Source organism: Phytopseudomonas flavescens (assembly GCF_900100535.1).
Taxonomy (GTDB): Bacteria; Pseudomonadota; Gammaproteobacteria; order Pseudomonadales; family Pseudomonadaceae; genus Aquipseudomonas; species Aquipseudomonas flavescens.
Genome location: NZ_FNDG01000021.1, coordinates 42,662 through 58,245, shown reverse-complemented (window position 1 = coordinate 58,245; position 15,584 = coordinate 42,662). Strand labels below are relative to the sequence as shown.

The following is a 15,584-nucleotide window of genomic DNA, read 5'->3' as shown; positions in this document are numbered from 1 at the left end:
AGGCGGACGATGCGGATAACTATAACAGCGAGCTGGCGATTGTCAGCGTGATGGCCGTCAATCGCCTGGCAACCGGGCGCGAGCGCTTAACGCTGGCATTTCGGGCAATAGACGCTGGCCCGTTGCCCCAGCTTGACCTCGCGCAGGGTGCTGCCGCAGACCTTGCAGAACTGGCCGCCGCGGCCATAGGCGAACAACTCCTGCTGGAAGTAGCCGGGCTGGCCGTCCCCGCCGACGAAATCCCGCAGGGTGGTGCCGCCGCGTTCGATGGCATGGGCCAGTACACGTTTGATCTCGTCGGCAAGACGCACGTAACGCGCCCGCGACAGCGTACCGGCGGCGCGGCGCGGATCGATACCGGCGGCGAACAGCGCCTCGGTCGCGTAAATGTTGCCCACGCCGACCACCACGGCATTGTCCATGATGAACGGCTTGACCGCCACCGCCTTGCCGCGGGACAACTGGTACAACCGCTCGCCATCGAACAGGTCGGTCAGCGGCTCCGGTCCCAGGCGTACCAGCAGCTCGTGCTCCAGCGGCGCCTGGCTCCACAGCAGGGCACCGAAGCGCCGCGGGTCGGTGTAGCGCAGCGCCAGCCCCGACTCCAGCTCGATGTCCACGTGATCGTGCTTGGCGACGGCAAGCCCGGCCTCGACCAGGCGCAGGCTGCCGGACATTCCCAGGTGGCTGATCAGGCTGCCCGCCTCGGCCTTGATCAGCAGGTACTTGGCACGCCGTTCCACGGCCTCGATGCGCTGGCCGGACAGGCGCACGTCGAGGTCCTCGGGAATCGGCCAGCGCAGGCGCCGCTCACGGACGATCACCTGGCTGACGCGCTGACCAATGAGGTGCGGCGCAATACCACGCCGGGTGGTTTCGACTTCGGGCAATTCAGGCATGGGGAGTACTTCGACAAAGTGGCAGGCAGCACCCTAGGCGCTGCCAGGTCATGACGTCAACCGTCGGCGGCGGACCGGCTCAAGCGGCGCCGAGGTCGCGAATACTCTCGCGCAGGTTCTCGAAGTCGTACCCCGAAAGCCCCACGTAATCGAGGATCAGTGGCTCGATGCTCTGCCATTCGTGATCTTCGCTCTGGTTGCCCAGCACCTGATAACTGCGGCAGATATGCTCGGCCATCTTGAGGATGGCCAGCAGGTTCTTGAGCTGCGCATCACGACCGTTCTCATCGGCGAAGATGACCAAGGCGTTGTGGTGATTGGCAATGGCCTCGCACAGGTGCAGCGGCAGGTTCCACGATTTGGCCATGTAGTAGCCCACCACCGCGTGGTTGGTGTTGAGCAGACGGTTCTCGGTATCGACCACGCGCTTCTCGGCACTGGCGCTGGCGTAGGACTCTTCGAGCACCCTCATGTAATCGGGAAACCGCTTGAGCATCAACGGAATGCCGCAGTTGTGGAACAGGCCGAGGGTGTAGGCCTCGTCCACGGCTTCGTAACCGATGCGCTTGGCCAGGGTCAGGCAGGTCATGGCCACGTCCTGGGCGGTGTCCCAGAAGCGGTTGAGGGTGACGATGGTGTCGTCGGTCATCTCGCCACGGATCGACAGCGCGTTGACCATGTTGATCACCGAGCGGCTGCCCAGCAGATTGACCGCACGCTGGATCGAGCCGATGCGGTTTGCCAGGCCGAAGTACGGCGAATTGACGATCTTCAGCAAGGCCCCGGAGAGCCCCGGATCCTGACTGATCAAGCGCGCGATGGCCTTGAGATCCGGGTTGGGCATGACCTGCTCGAACTGCAGGTCGACCATGATCTGTGGCTGGGGCGGCACGCTGATGCCCTGCAGAAACGTCTGGATCTGCTCGGCGGAGAGTTCTTTTTCCATGGGGGCGGCGGGACATGAAAGGTGGGGGTGCGCACAGTCTACCCTGCAGCCGATGACTTTTGCCCACTGGTTACCGAGTAAATGTGCTGGCCATCGATTTACCTGAACTTACGCTGCCATGGCGACCCGAAACCTGCACAGTCACCCCACTCGGAGAACGTTCCATGAGCAAGTCCCTGACAGGCAAACGTGTCGCCCTGCTGGTTACCGACGGCTTCGAACAGGTCGAGTTGACCGGCCCCAAGCAGGCGCTGGAGGCAGTTGGCGCCAGCGCCGAGATCCTCTCCAGCAAGCGCGGCGAGGTCATCGGCTGGAACCATACCACGCCAGCTGACGCCTTCACCGTCGACAAGACCTTCGACACGGCGAGGATCGAGGACTACGACGCCATCGTGCTACCCGGCGGAGTGGTCAACTCGGACACCATCCGTCTCGACGAAAGCGCCGTGCAACTGGTCAAGGATGCGGCACGCGCCAACAAGCCCATCGCGGTGATCTGCCACGGCGCCTGGATTCTGGCCAGCGCCGACCTGGTCAAGGGCAAGACCCTCACCAGTTGGCCGTCACTGACCGACGACCTGAAAAATGCCGGCGCCACCTGGGTGGACAAGGAGGTGGTGGTCGACGGTTCGCTGATCAGCAGCCGCAACCCGGATGACATTCCGGCCTTCAACAAGAAGCTGATCGAAGCGCTCACCGCCTAGCCCTTTGAAAGCTGGCCCTGGCTGGACCAGGGCATGCAGCCTGCCCACCTGCCAGCCAGCTGGCGACCGCTGTCGGCGCAGAGACGGCGGTTGCTTTTTCGACCGCCACCAAGCGCCCGGCGGGCGGCTCGTTTAGAATGCGCGTTTTTCTCGACGGAGCCCCCCATGTCCCTGCCCAGCCTGCGCCTGAAAGCCAACGCCGATCGACGCCTGCGCGCCGGCCACCTGTGGGTCTACAGCAACGAGATCGATGTCGCCGCTACCCCCCTCAACGCCTTCCAGCCTGGCGAGCAGGCGATTCTCGAAGCCGCCGGCGGCAAGCCACTGGGCATCGTCGCCCTCAGCCCGAACAACCTGATCTGCGCCCGCCTGCTGTCCCGCGACGTCAGGCACGTGCTGGACAAATCCCTGCTGGTGCACCGCATCAACGTGGCCCTGAGCCTGCGCGAGCGGCTGTTCGACAAACCCTGCTATCGCCTGGTGTACGGCGACTCCGACCTGCTGCCGGGCCTGGTGGTCGACCGCTTCTTCGACATCCTGGTGGTGCAACTGGCCTCCGCGACCATGGAGCGTCACAAGGACGACGTGCTCGCGGCGTTGATCCAGGTGATCAAGCCCAGCGGCATCCTGCTCAAGAACGACTCCGCCGCGCGTGATGCCGAAGGCCTGGAGCGTTACGTGGACACCGCCTTCGGCGTGGTGCCGGAATGGGTCGCCCTGGAAGAGAACGGCGTGAAATTCGAGGCCCCGGTGATCGCGGGTCAGAAGACCGGCTGGTTCTTTGATCACCGCATGAATCGCGCCCGCCTGGCGCCCTACGTGCAAGGCAAGCGTGTGCTCGACCTGTTCAGCTATATCGGTGGCTGGGGCGTGCAGGCCGCCGCGTTCGGCGCCAGCGAAGTGTTCTGCGTAGACGCCTCGGCCTTCGCCCTCGACGGTGTCGAGCGCAACGCCACGCTCAACGGCTTCGCCGAGAAGATGACCTGCGTGGAAGGTGACGTGTTCGCCGCCCTGCGAGAACTGAAATCGGCCGAGGAGCGCTTCGACGTGGTGATCGCCGACCCACCCGCCTTCATCAAGCGCAAGAAGGACATCAAGAACGGCGAGGCCGCCTATCGCCGCCTCAACGAAACCGCCATGCGCCTGCTGGGCAAGGACGGCATTCTGGTCAGCGCCAGTTGCTCCATGCACCTGGAAGAGGACAACCTGCAGAACATCCTGCTGACCAGCGCCCGCCACCTGGACCGCAACATTCAGTTGCTCGAGCGCGGCGGCCAGGGCCCGGATCACCCGGTGCACCCGGCCATCGGCGAAACCCGCTATATCAAGAGCCTGACCGTGCGCCTGCTGCCCAACGGCTGAGCGATACGGCCCGCGCCTGCCACCAATCGGCGGGCGCCCTTTCCCCTGGCGCCTCGAGCGGCGTAGAATCGTTGCATTCCTCGCCAACCATCCTTCGGCGGGCCAGTGAGATGGCCGCGTGAACGGCAAACCCGTTGCGCACCGCGGCTCTCCGCAAACACGGCCATCTGCCGTTCGCTTGCGGTCCCACACGCTCACGCAACGCACATAACCAGACACCTGATTAGCCGCAGGAAACCGTCATGCCCGATTACCGCTCGAAGACCTCCACCCACGGCCGCAACATGGCCGGCGCCCGAGCCCTGTGGCGCGCCACCGGGATGAAGGACGAAGACTTCAAGAAACCGATCATCGCCATCGCCAACTCCTTCACCCAGTTCGTGCCCGGCCACGTGCACCTGAAGGACCTCGGCCAACTGGTCGCCCGCGAGATCGAACGGGTCGGCGGTGTGGCCAAGGAATTCAACACCATCGCCGTCGACGATGGCATCGCCATGGGCCACGACGGCATGCTCTATTCGCTGCCGAGCCGCGAGATCATCGCCGACTCCGTGGAGTACATGGTCAACGCCCACTGCGCCGATGCCATCGTCTGCATCTCCAACTGCGACAAGATCACCCCCGGCATGCTGATGGCTTCCCTGCGCCTCAACGTCCCGGTGATCTTCGTTTCCGGCGGGCCAATGGAAGCCGGCAAGACTAAGCTGGCCAGCCACGGCCTGGACCTGGTCGACGCCATGGTCATCGCCGCCGACAGTTCGGCCAGCGACGAGAAGGTCGCCGAATACGAGCGCAGCGCCTGCCCGACTTGCGGTTCGTGCTCCGGCATGTTCACCGCCAACTCGATGAACTGCCTGACCGAAGCCCTGGGCCTGGCCCTGCCGGGCAACGGTTCGACCCTGGCCACCCACAGCGACCGCGAACAGCTGTTCCTGCAGGCCGGGCGCACCATCGTCGAGCTGTGCAAGCGCTACTACGGCGAGAACGACGACTCGGTGCTGCCGCGCAATATCGCCAACTTCAAGGCCTTCGAGAACGCCATGATGCTGGACATCGCCATGGGCGGCTCGACCAACACCATCCTGCACCTGCTGGCCGCCGCCCAGGAAGCCGAGATCGACTTCGACCTGCGCGATATCGATCGCCTGTCGCGCAGCGTGCCGCAGCTGTGCAAGGTGGCGCCGAACATCCAGAAGTACCACATGGAAGACGTGCACCGCGCTGGCGGGATCTTCTCGATCCTCGGTTCGCTGGCCCGTGGCGGCCTGCTGCACACCGACCTGCCGACCGTGCACAGCCGCAGCATGGAAGAAGCCATCGCCAAGTGGGATATCACCCAGACCGACGACGAAGCGGTGCACCACTTCTTCAAGGCCGGCCCGGCCGGTATTCCGACCCAGACTGCATTCAGCCAGTCGACCCGCTGGGAAACCCTGGATGACGACCGCGAGAACGGCTGCATCCGCAGTGTTGAACACGCCTACTCGCAAGAAGGCGGCCTGGCCGTGCTGTATGGCAACATCGCCCTGGACGGCTGCGTGGTGAAAACCGCCGGTGTGGACGAGTCGATCCACGTCTTCGAAGGCAACGCGAAGATCTTCGAAAGCCAGGACAGCGCCGTGCGCGGCATCCTCGCCGACGAAGTGAAGGCCGGTGACATCGTGATCATCCGCTACGAGGGTCCGAAAGGCGGCCCGGGCATGCAGGAAATGCTCTACCCGACCTCCTACCTGAAATCCAAGGGCCTCGGCAAAGCCTGTGCGCTGCTCACCGATGGCCGCTTCTCCGGCGGCACGTCCGGCCTGTCCATTGGCCACGCCTCGCCGGAAGCGGCTGCCGGCGGCGCCATCGGCCTGGTACGCGATGGCGACAAGGTGCTGATCGACATTCCCAACCGCTCGATCAACCTGCTGGTCAGCGACGAGGAAATCGCTCACCGCCGCCACGAGCAGGACAAGAAAGGCTGGAAACCGGTCGAACAGCGTCCCCGCAAGGTGACTACCGCACTGAAGGCCTACGCCCTGCTCGCCACCAGCGCCGACAAGGGAGCGGTGCGCAACAAGGCGTTGCTGGACGGCTGATCCCACCGCGCACTACATGGAAACCCGGCCCTGTGCCGGGTTTTCCGTTTTTGGCGGTGCAGGCAGCGACACTTCACGTGCCGTCCCGGCTGTTGCTTCACTCGCCCCAAGGCGGCGTTTTTGCACGGAACGGATCGCCGGCACGCCGGCTCCTACAGTTATAGCCTGGAGGAAGCATGAAGATTGGCCTGATCGCCGACACCCACGGCCTGTTGCGACCCCAGGCACTGGCAGCGCTGCAAGGCGTCGACCACCTGATCCACGCTGGCGATATCGGCGGGCCGCAGATCCTTGCTGAACTCGAATGCATCGCGCCGCTGTCGGTGGTGCGCGGCAACAACGACGGTGATGCCTGGGCCGATGCCATCCCGGAAAGCCTGACCCTGCGCTTCGGCGCGATCAGTCTGTATGTGCTGCATGATCTCAAGAAGCTGGCTATCGACCCCAAGGCCGAAGGTATCGACGTGGTGATCGCCGGGCACTCGCACAAACCGCTGCATGAGCAGCGCGACGGCGTGCTTTATCTCAACCCTGGCAGCGCCGGCCCGCGGCGCTTCAAGCTGCCGATTGGTGTGGCCATTCTGCATATCGATGGCGATGAAGTGCGGGCTGAACTGATTACGCTGGAGGTTTGATGCAAGGCGTAAGCAGCCGTAGGGTGGATGATACTCTTTTCATCCACCATCGCGCTCGCAGAGCGGTGGACGGATGAAGCGTCGTCCACCCTACAAATGACCGCTAACGCCTTAAAGACGTCCTGCCGAGGCAACAACCTTGAAAAACGCGCGTATCGAAGCCATCTAAACGGATTACCGACTTTTCCACTCGTCCAATCACCGCCTGATGGAGTCCCCATGACCCTCGATGAACTCAACACCCTGCCCGGCGTAACCGGCAAGCCTGACGTAGCCACGGCGGATTTCGTCTACAACCACACCATGATCCGCGTGAAGGATCTGGAAAAGTCCCTGGATTTCTATACCCGCGTGCTGGGTTTCACCCTGCTGGAGAAAAAGGACTTCCCGGATGCCGAGTTCAGCCTGTACTTCCTCGCGTTGATCGCCGACAAGTCGCAGATCCCGGCCGACCCGGCAGCACGTCATCAATGGCGCAAGTCCATCCCCGGCGTCCTGGAGCTGACCTACAACTACGGCACCGAGAAGGATCCGGAATTTTCCTACCACAGCGGCAACGCCGACCCGCGCGGTTTTGGCCACCTGTGCGTGGCAGTACCGGATATCAAGGCGGCTTGCCAGCGTTTCGAAGACCTGAGCGTGGACTTCCAGAAACGCCTGAGCGACGGGCGCATGAGCAACATCGCCTTCATCAAGGACCCGGACGGTTACTGGGTGGAAATCATCCAGTTCACCGAAGTGGACTAGAAAACGCGCCGCCCCGCTGTTGACCGGCGGGGCGGCCGCCCCGCTTACTTGCGCTCGACCTTGTTGTCGATGCCTCCCAACTGCACCTCCGGCTCATCACCGCTCCAGCGCACCTGCTGACTAACGCCAGTAACGTTCAGCTTGGCCTGGCCTTCGAACTGCAGATCCAGTTCGTGCTCGGCACCTTCTACCGTGACCACTGCCGGTTGCTCGCCCGCGATGATCGCCGTGCGAACCTGGTTGTTGCTGGTGTCGACGCTCAATGCATTGACGCGCTCGGCGACCACCTTGTGTTCGGCACCCGATACCGTAAGCGACTTGGCCGTATCCAGCGTGACCTTGTGCTCCGAGCCGTAGACCAGCACGGCGCCGCACTCACCGGTCAGGTGAATGACGTTGGCATTGCCGGAAATGTTCACGTCCTGGCCTTTGCAGGATATGTCTCGCGACAGGCCGATCCCCTCGATATTCAGCGGCTCCGCCTGGGCCAGCGTAGCCGTACCGGCCAGCAGCAAACCTGCCATCAGCGTCTTGTTCATGGGCACACCGCTCTCTGTCAGTGATGGCCCGGAAGACGTATGAGGGCCGATGCTATGACAGATGCCCAGGAAAGAAGGTTCTCCGCTGCATGCGACTCAATTCGCGGTTTGCAACGCTGCTCTCAACCAATCGGCAAACCTCTCGGCGCGCTGACCGCTACGCCGTTCCGGTACCCAGAGCGACAACTGCGCCTCGGTTTGCACGAAGCCCCAGGGCGCGACCAGCCGCCCTGCAACGAGATCGTCCGCCACCAGCTGCAGCGGCGCGATGGCCACGCCAAGGCCTGCCGACGCAGCCTCGAGCAGGTAATACAGGTGCTCGAAGCCCTGCCCCAGGCGCATGTCCGCAGGCTGCAGGTTCATCGCCACCAGCCACTGCGGCCAAGCTTGGGGCCGCGAGGTGGTATGCAGCAACGCCTCCCGCAACAACGCCTCGGGAGCAGCCTGGCTCAGTTCCGAGAATCGTGGGTGGCGCGGACTTATCACCGGCCCGATGGATTCGCGCGCCAGCTCGAATACGCGCATGTCCGCAGGCCAGGGCGGCTCGGCATAGAGCAGGGTGGCGTCCACCTGAGGGCTGCGCGGATCCAGCTCGCCCTGGCTGGTGGACAGCTGCAGCCGCAGCTCGGGCAAGGCCTGGTTAAGGCGGTCCAAGCGCGGAATGAACCAGCGCGCCAGCAGGCTGCCCGGGCAGCCGAGCACGAAAGGTGTATCGACTTCCCGCTGGCGCAGCTCGCCATACACCTGCCGCAGGCGGGTGAACGTATCGCCGCTGACATCACGCAGGCGTATGCCTGCGTCGGTCAGCTTCAGGCCACGCCCGTCCTTGGTGAACAGCGCCACGCCAAGCTGTTCTTCCAGGGTGCGGATCTGCCGGCTCACCGCGCCATGAGTGACGTGCAGCTCAACCGCCGCACGGCTGACGCTGCCCAACCGCGCGGCGGCCTCGAAGGCATACAGGGCGTTGAGCGACGGCAGCTGGGCCATATCAATCAGCCAGCTCGGGCAGAAAGCGGGTGTCCATGCTGTAACGCTTGGGCCGGGCCGGGTCGATCATCACCGTGACCCGGGAATCGCTGATGTAGGGGCCCGGGTCGAACCACAGGTTGGCGCTGCGGAACACGTGCAGTTTGTTGGTCTGCGGGTTCAGCCACTGGGCAACGATACGGTAGGGGTTGCGGCCATTGGCGCTCAGCGACTGGTTGAGTTCGACATCGACCACTTCCGCCTGCACCGGCGTGCCGGTGGCCAACAGCCCGGCGGCGCGGCGCTTGCCGAACAGCGGCGGCAACACGATGGCCAGGCCGATCAGCAGGAACACGACACCAATGCCGCCGACGATCAGGCTACCGACCCAGTTCTGGGCGAAGCTATCGATATGCGCACGCTCGGGATTCTGCGGGTCGTAATACAGCGCCACCCGTTCACCGATATCGAAGGCAGGCGGGTTGGTGCAGGTGCTGCTGTGGTATTCCCCCAGGGTGCCGTCCTGGGTGACGAAGGAGGCGGTCGGGCAGCCTCCCTCGATATCCACGATAGAGCCCTGGGTCAGGCTCATCTGCGCCTCAGCGCCGATCCGAGCGAGCTGAATGCCGATGGCGATCACCAGCAGCAATGCCCCGATGCCCGGGAATATCCATAACCATCCTGTTTTCATCTCGCCTCCGAGCGTTGTACGAACATCCCATCAAGGGCGAGGATTATCCGGTATCGAACGACACAGTCCAGTCGAATCCAACGGATCGCGGGAATTCCTCAGAAGGTCACGGGCGTATTCACCCAGAGAATCCGTGCTTCGGTGCGGCCGCTGTTGCGATAGCCATGGGGCAGGTTGCTCGGGAAGTGAAAGGCGTCTCCCGTCGTCAGGCTGTAGCACTGCCCAGCGATGGTCAGCTCGATGCTGCCCGATAGCACGTAGCCCATTTCTTCCCCCGGGTGCTCGATCAGGCCATCACTGGCCACACCCGGCGCGACGATATGGATATTGCCCTGCAGCAGCCCGCCCTTTTGCAGGTGGGTGATGCGCTCCAGGCCGATGTCGCCATCCTTGTTGCGCTTGACGAAGCGCTTCACCGGGCGTTCACCCGCACGCAGCACCGGCTCATCGGATACCCACTCCTCTGACGTCAGGGTGGATACGTTACTGCCCAAGGCACCTGCCAAACGGTGGAGCATGGCCAGTGATGGAGAAGCGGCGTCGTTCTCCAGTTTGGAAATCAGGCTTTCCGAACACCCAGCGACGCCAGCCACCTGCTTGAGGGTCAGGCCAGCGACCTTGCGGGCATGGCGCAGACGCACTCCCAGACTAGGCAGGCCATCCGTGTGATTGGCCTTCGACGGCGGTGTATGGCTAGGTTTGCGCATGCGTTTCTCGATGAATGGATAACCCGTATTGAAGGCAACTGTGCGGCAGCGAACTCTCCCGCTGGCCGCACAGTATCGCCGAAGGCACACGGGTAATTAATCCCCTGTCACCAACCAAACCACTCTTGCGTCCAGGGTGACCTCAGACACTGACCGAGAAGTGCACTTCCACCGGATTCAGGTCGTTGATCGGCACGATGTCCTGTGGGCAGGCCGACATCACCACCACGCAATCCATGGCTGCCTGGATTTCCACGTAGTCGCCCGCCTTGGAGACCGGTGGCAGCCACTCGATGCTGTAGTCCGGCTTGACCGGGATGTTCATCCACAGGTTGAACGGCTGGGGCACTTCGCGGGCGCGCAGACCGATGGCCTGCAGGGCCAGGCGCATGTTGTCGGCGCAACTGTCGTGGTAACCCTCGACACCGAGGTTGGTGTAGCGATGCAGATCGCAGGCCGCGATCAGGGTGTCGTGTACGCCCGGCGAGGTATCGGTCAGCAAGGTGCCGATGGTACGGCGGCGGTTGCTGAACAGCTCGTCACCCGCCTTGGGGATGATGCGGTCGATGTGCGCGCGCGCATGCTCCATGGAGAGGAATTCGCTCAGGTCCTCGGCATTGAACAGCCAGGTGTCGCACACCTGGGTGCCGTGGGTGTTGATGATCTTGATGACCTCACCCGCCTTCAGGCGCACTGCACGGCCGCAGCGTGCCGGCACGGTGTAGGTCTTGCCGGGTTCCGGCGTGCCGTCGGACGACAGCGGCTCGTTGAGGGTGGCGTTAGTGCCCAGCGAGGCGCCATTGTCGGGCTGGCAGCAGGCTGGGTAATCGTGGGCGTGGTTCGAATGGCTCATGGTCGCTCCTAGGTGGGCAAGGACAGGTCAGGCTTGTTCGGCCAGTTGGACGAGGCTCCAGGCCAGCGCACGAGCGCCGGCTTCGAGCTGGGAAGGTTCGGTGTATTCCAGCGGGTTGTGGCTGATGCCGTCGCGGCTCGGCACGAACAGCATGCCGGTCGGGCAATGCGTCGCCAGGTACATGGCGTCGTGGAAGGCGCCCGAGCGCAGGCTCAGGGAGGCTTCGCCAGTGGCATCGACCGCCTGCTGCAGCACGTCGACGACGGCTGCATCGAAGGCCACTGGCGGATGACTGAAGAGCATCTGCAGCTCGGCCTCTGCGGGCAGGCAATCGGCCAGCGCCGTATCGAAGGCGTCCAGCACGGCACTGTCGGCGTGCCGGAAGTCGATGCTGAAGGTCACCTCCCCGGCCACCGTATTGATCGAGTTCGGCAACACCTGCCAGCGCCCGAAGGTCAATCGCTTGTCGGCGCCAGCCAGGCGTTCGGCCAGGGCATCTATTGCTGGCAGGCAGCCGGTGGCCAGCAGCAGCGCATCCTGGCGCATGTCCATGGGCGTGGTGCCGGCATGGGCGGAAGCACCGCGGCAGCGCACCTGATACCAGCGCACACCCTGGATGCCGGAGACCACGCCGAGCGGCACACCCGCGCGCTCCAGCACCGGCCCCTGTTCGATGTGCAGTTCGACGAAGGCATGCGCAGCGATCCGTTCACGCAGCGGGAGCCCGGCGAATCGTCGGCCATGGGCGTCCAGCGCCTCACCGACACTGACGCCCGAAGCATCCAGGCTGTCTCGATAGGCAGCCATGCGGGTGGGTTCGACGAAGGCGCTGGAGCCCATGGCGCCGGGGCTGAAACGACTGCCCTCCTCGTTCGTCCACACCACCAGCTCGATCGGGCGGCGCGTGCGCAGGCCCTGATCGTGCAGCGCCAGCAGGCATTCCAGGCCGGCCATCACACCGTAACAGCCATCCAGATGGCCACCGCTGGGCTGGGTATCGATGTGGCTGCCGGTCATCACCGGCGGCAGATCCTCCAGGCCGTCGCGGCGGATGAACAGGTTGGCGCAGGCATCCGTCCACACCCGGCAGCCGATACGTTGTGCCTCGCCGATCAGCCAGGCACGCGCAGCGAAATCCTCTGCAGAAAGCGCCTGGCGATTCATCCCGCCGTCCGGCAGCGCGCCGAACCCGGCCAGGGTATCGAGCAGGCCATGCAACCGTTCGGCACGCACCGCCGCCATCACTCGCTCGGCATTCATTGGCAGACCTCCTGGCGTGGCGTCAGGCTGCGGTTGAACCAGGGTTTGAGAAACTGCCGCAGGCGGTCGGTGGCCGGCGCCTGGAACATCGCCGCCGGCGCACCGGTCTCGACGATCTGCCCGGCTTCCATGAACACCACCTGGCTGGATATCTGTGCGGCGAAACTCATCTCGTGGGTCACCATGACCATGGTCATGCCGTCGTTGGCCAGGCTGCGGATCACCTGCAGCACCTCTTCCACCAGTTCCGGATCGAGCGCCGAAGTCGGCTCGTCGAGCAGCATCAGGCGTGGTTTCACCGCCAGCGCCCGGGCGATACCGACGCGCTGTTGCTGACCACCGGACAGGCGTGCCGGATAGGCGCCGGTCTTGGCTGCCAGGCCAACCCGTTGCAGCGCCACCTCGGCCAGCGTGCGGGCGTCGGCTCGGCTCAGGCGTTTGCCCAGCAGCAGGGGCGCCATGACGTTTTCCAGCACGGTCATGTGCGGCCACAGATTGAATTGCTGAAACACCATGGCCAGTGGCCGGCGTACCTCGGCGATGCTGGCGGCGCTGTCCTGGTCGGCTGGGCGCCGTCCAGGGCCGCTGTAACCGAGCAGTTGGCCATCGATCCACACCTCGCCCTGGTCATAGGCTTCGAGGAAGTTCATGCAGCGCAGGGCTGTGGTCTTGCCGGAGCCGGAGGGACCGATCAGCGAGACGATCTCGCCGGCTCGCACACTCAGGTCGAAGCGCTGCAGTACGGTATTGGCGCCGTAGGACTTGCCCACGCCGCGCAGTTCAAGAAGGGGCAGGTTGCTCATCGGGTCATCCTCGCAGGTAGCGCGTTGCGCGACGGCCGAGCGCAGCGGCGGCGAAACCGACCAGCAGCGTCAGCAGCCAGTACGAGAGCACCAGCAGCACGTAGGGCACGACATAGGAAAAGGTGTTGGAGACGATCTGGCCGGCGGTCATGGTCAGCTCCGGCACGGTGATGATCGATGTCACCGCGCTTTCCTTGATGGTCAGAATCACCTGATTGCCCAAGAGCGGCAGCGCGAACGCCAGCGCCTGGGGCGTCTGGATGTGCCAGAAAGTCTGCATGCCGCTCAAACCATGTACCTGCGCGGCCTCCAACTGGCCGATCGGCACGCTGGCCCAGGCCGAGCGCAGCAGCTCGGCAAAATAGGCGGCGCTGTACAGGCACAGGGCGAGAATGCTCGCCTCGGTGGCGTCCAGGGTCAGGCCAAGCACCGGCAGACCGAAGTAGATCAACAACAATTGCGCAAGAAACGGTGTGCCGCGTATTAGCCAGACATACAGTCGATACACAGCAATGAAGCCCGGTACCGCCAGGCGCAGGGCATTGAGGGCAAAGCCCAGCAGCAGGCCCAGCGCCGCGCCGGCAAAACTGATGCCCAGGGTGACCAGCAGCGCCTGACCGAAATCGGGAAGGTAATTCATCCAGCTCTCCATCAGCTGCGCGCCTGCCAGCGACGCTCCAGCTGGCGCCCGAGCAGCGCCAACAGGCTGGTCAGTGCCAGGTAGAACAGTGCGGCGACCAGATAGACCTCCAGCGGACGGTAAGTCTGCGAAACCAGTTGCTGGCTGACCCGCATCAGGTCGGTGATGGAGATCACCGAGACCACCGCCGACACCTTGATGACATCGATCAGCTCGGAAATCAGCGCCGGCAGGGTCAGGCGTACCACTTGCGGCAACTGGATGTGCAGCAGCGTGCGCCAGCGACCGATGCTGAACACCGCGGCGGCCTCCAGCTGCCCTGGCGGGATGGCAGCGAAGCCGCTGCGCAGGATCTGCGACTGGTAGGCCGCCGTATTCAGGGCCAATGCCAGACCGGCAGCGACCAGCGCCGGCACGTCCATGCCCAGCCCGGCGGGCAAATAGAAGAGCAGCAGCAATTGCGCCAGCATCGGTGTGCCACGGAAGAAGCTCACGTAGACCCTGGCGAACGCCACGCAACCTCGGCTGTGACTGCTGCCCAGCAGATAGATCAGCACGCCGAGAACGAAGCCCAGCAGCATACCGGCCAGGCACAGCCACAATGTGCTGAGCGCGCCGTCGAGCAGAGCGGGCCAGTAGAGTGCGAAGCGAACGCCAAAGTCATCCATGGTCAGCGACTCAGATGCTCGGCTCGGGCATGGCGTCGGCCGGCACATCCATGCTGAAGCCGAACCATTTTTCCTGCAGCGTCTTCATGGTGCCGTCACGGTTGGCGCGGGCGATGCCGTCGCTGAACAGTTTGACCAGGCTGGCGCTGTCGGCATCCTTGCGGCCTACCCAACCGTAGTAGGTCTGCGGGCCCAGCATATCGCCGAGCGTGGTGAACACACCGGGACGCGACTTGATCAGTGGGCCGAGGTTGGACAGCGACTGGGCAACGCCATCCAGGCGCCCCAGGGCGAGATCGGCGTACGCCTCGTCGAAGCTGACGTACTGACGAATGGCCTTGAGGCCTGGCTGGCCGGCACTCTTGAGTTTCTGGTCATAGGCCTGAAGAATCTGCAACTGACCGGATCCGCTCTGCGAGCCGACCACCTTGCCGTTGAGATCGCTCAGGCTGCCGATCGAATCGTCGTTGCCCCGCTTGAGCAGCGCCACGGTGGACTCGGCGATCGGCACGGTGAAGGCGAACTGTTCGAAACGCGCCTTGTTGACGGTCACCGAGGTCACCACGAAGTCGAACTTGCCGGTATCCAGGCCCGGCAGAATGCCCTGGAACGGCAAATCCAGCTGCTTGACCTTGACGCCCGGCAGATCAGCCAACACGTAATTCATCAGGTCCACGCCATAGCCGACTATCTTGCCGTTCTCTACCGACTCGAACGGGGCGAAGCGTGCTTCGGTAGCGATGGTGATCTGTTTTTCCTGCTGGATGCGTTGCAGCAGATCGTCAGCCTGAGCCAGCGAGCTGACGAGCAATGTGGCCAAAGCGAGTGACAGGTTTTTCACGGCACGACGGTTCATGGCGAGGCCTCTTCTTGAAGCTATGGATATTTATTCAAGCTACTTGAATAAAAGTACACAAGCATGATGTATGCCACCGATCCCTGAATGGCAAAACGGTGCCATTCAGCCTGTGCGCATCTGCTCCTTCGCACCGTTTGCGAGCAGATGCAGGGCATACGTTCCGAGACAGTGCAAACCAAAGCAGAATGGAAAAGGGCAGAGAAGAACACTGGATATGTGAGTTT

17 protein-coding genes are annotated in these 15,584 nt (G+C 63.7%); 5 read left to right on the top strand and 12 right to left on the bottom strand.

Annotated elements, in window-relative coordinates:
• Positions 1–86: 86 nt before the first annotated feature.
• Together mutM and BLR94_RS21995 are read right to left on the bottom strand one after the other, a co-directional pair.
• Positions 87–899 (bottom strand): bifunctional DNA-formamidopyrimidine glycosylase/DNA-(apurinic or apyrimidinic site) lyase, encoded by an 813-nt coding sequence (mutM, locus tag BLR94_RS22000; RefSeq protein WP_084308049.1) that lies wholly within the window; start codon positions 897–899, stop codon positions 87–89.
• Positions 900–978: 79 nt separating this feature from the next.
• A complete protein-coding gene (locus BLR94_RS21995; RefSeq protein WP_084308048.1) occupies positions 979–1,845 on the bottom strand; it encodes an HDOD domain-containing protein in 867 nt (288 codons plus the stop codon).
• Between the two features lie 164 nt (positions 1,846–2,009).
• On the opposite strand from BLR94_RS21995, the gene BLR94_RS21990 reads away from it, so the two are divergent.
• From BLR94_RS21990 to gloA, 5 genes are all read left to right on the top strand, one after another.
• The gene (locus tag BLR94_RS21990; RefSeq protein ID WP_084308047.1) at positions 2,010–2,549 is read left to right on the top strand and encodes a type 1 glutamine amidotransferase domain-containing protein; all 540 of its coding nucleotides are present in this window, start codon (positions 2,010–2,012) and stop codon (positions 2,547–2,549) included.
• Positions 2,550–2,714: 165 nt separating this feature from the next.
• Positions 2,715–3,911 (top strand): class I SAM-dependent rRNA methyltransferase, encoded by a 1,197-nt coding sequence (locus tag BLR94_RS21985; RefSeq protein ID WP_084308046.1) that lies wholly within the window; start codon positions 2,715–2,717, stop codon positions 3,909–3,911.
• 242 nt (positions 3,912–4,153) lie between these two features.
• Positions 4,154–5,992, top strand: a complete 1,839-nt coding sequence (gene ilvD / locus BLR94_RS21980) for a dihydroxy-acid dehydratase (RefSeq protein ID WP_084308045.1) — start codon at positions 4,154–4,156, stop codon at positions 5,990–5,992.
• A gap of 176 nt (positions 5,993–6,168) precedes the next feature.
• On the top strand, positions 6,169–6,627 hold the full coding sequence (locus BLR94_RS21975; RefSeq protein ID WP_084308044.1) for a metallophosphoesterase family protein: 459 nt from the start codon (positions 6,169–6,171) through the stop codon (positions 6,625–6,627).
• A 219-nt stretch (positions 6,628–6,846) separates the two neighbouring features.
• Positions 6,847–7,374, top strand: a complete 528-nt coding sequence (gene gloA, locus BLR94_RS21970; RefSeq protein WP_084308043.1) for a lactoylglutathione lyase — start codon at positions 6,847–6,849, stop codon at positions 7,372–7,374.
• Positions 7,375–7,418: 44 nt separating this feature from the next.
• Here the strand turns inward: gloA and BLR94_RS21965 are convergent, their stop codons facing one another.
• The 10 genes from BLR94_RS21965 to BLR94_RS21920 form a co-directional block, all read right to left on the bottom strand.
• On the bottom strand, positions 7,419–7,913 hold the full coding sequence (locus BLR94_RS21965) for a DUF3060 domain-containing protein (protein ID WP_084308042.1): 495 nt from the start codon (positions 7,911–7,913) through the stop codon (positions 7,419–7,421).
• Between the two features lie 96 nt (positions 7,914–8,009).
• Positions 8,010–8,900, bottom strand: coding sequence for a LysR family transcriptional regulator (locus BLR94_RS21960; RefSeq protein WP_084308041.1), 891 nt, complete (start codon positions 8,898–8,900; stop codon positions 8,010–8,012).
• Position 8,901: 1 nt separating this feature from the next.
• Positions 8,902–9,570, bottom strand: a complete 669-nt coding sequence (locus BLR94_RS21955; RefSeq protein ID WP_084308040.1) for a DUF3592 domain-containing protein — start codon at positions 9,568–9,570, stop codon at positions 8,902–8,904.
• Positions 9,571–9,668: 98 nt separating this feature from the next.
• Positions 9,669–10,277 carry a cupin domain-containing protein gene (locus tag BLR94_RS21950; protein WP_084308039.1) on the bottom strand — a complete coding sequence of 203 codons (609 nt, stop codon included), beginning with the start codon at positions 10,275–10,277 and terminating at the stop codon, positions 9,669–9,671.
• Positions 10,278–10,419: 142 nt separating this feature from the next.
• A complete protein-coding gene (locus BLR94_RS21945) occupies positions 10,420–11,130 on the bottom strand; it encodes a DUF1989 domain-containing protein (RefSeq protein ID WP_084308038.1) in 711 nt (236 codons plus the stop codon).
• Between the two features lie 27 nt (positions 11,131–11,157).
• On the bottom strand, positions 11,158–12,390 hold the full coding sequence (locus BLR94_RS21940) for a M20 family metallo-hydrolase (protein ID WP_084308037.1): 1,233 nt from the start codon (positions 12,388–12,390) through the stop codon (positions 11,158–11,160).
• On the bottom strand, positions 12,387–13,193 hold the full coding sequence (locus tag BLR94_RS21935) for an amino acid ABC transporter ATP-binding protein (protein ID WP_084308036.1): 807 nt from the start codon (positions 13,191–13,193) through the stop codon (positions 12,387–12,389). Before BLR94_RS21935 ends, BLR94_RS21940 begins: the two co-directional genes overlap by 4 nt.
• A gap of 4 nt (positions 13,194–13,197) precedes the next feature.
• Positions 13,198–13,833 (bottom strand): amino acid ABC transporter permease, encoded by a 636-nt coding sequence (locus BLR94_RS21930; protein WP_244158247.1) that lies wholly within the window; start codon positions 13,831–13,833, stop codon positions 13,198–13,200.
• Between the two features lie 11 nt (positions 13,834–13,844).
• Complete coding sequence (locus tag BLR94_RS21925; protein ID WP_084308034.1) at positions 13,845–14,501, bottom strand: amino acid ABC transporter permease; 657 nt, start codon at positions 14,499–14,501, stop codon at positions 13,845–13,847.
• A gap of 10 nt (positions 14,502–14,511) precedes the next feature.
• Positions 14,512–15,357, bottom strand: a complete 846-nt coding sequence (locus BLR94_RS21920; protein WP_084308033.1) for a transporter substrate-binding domain-containing protein — start codon at positions 15,355–15,357, stop codon at positions 14,512–14,514.
• Positions 15,358–15,584: the final 227 nt, after the last annotated feature.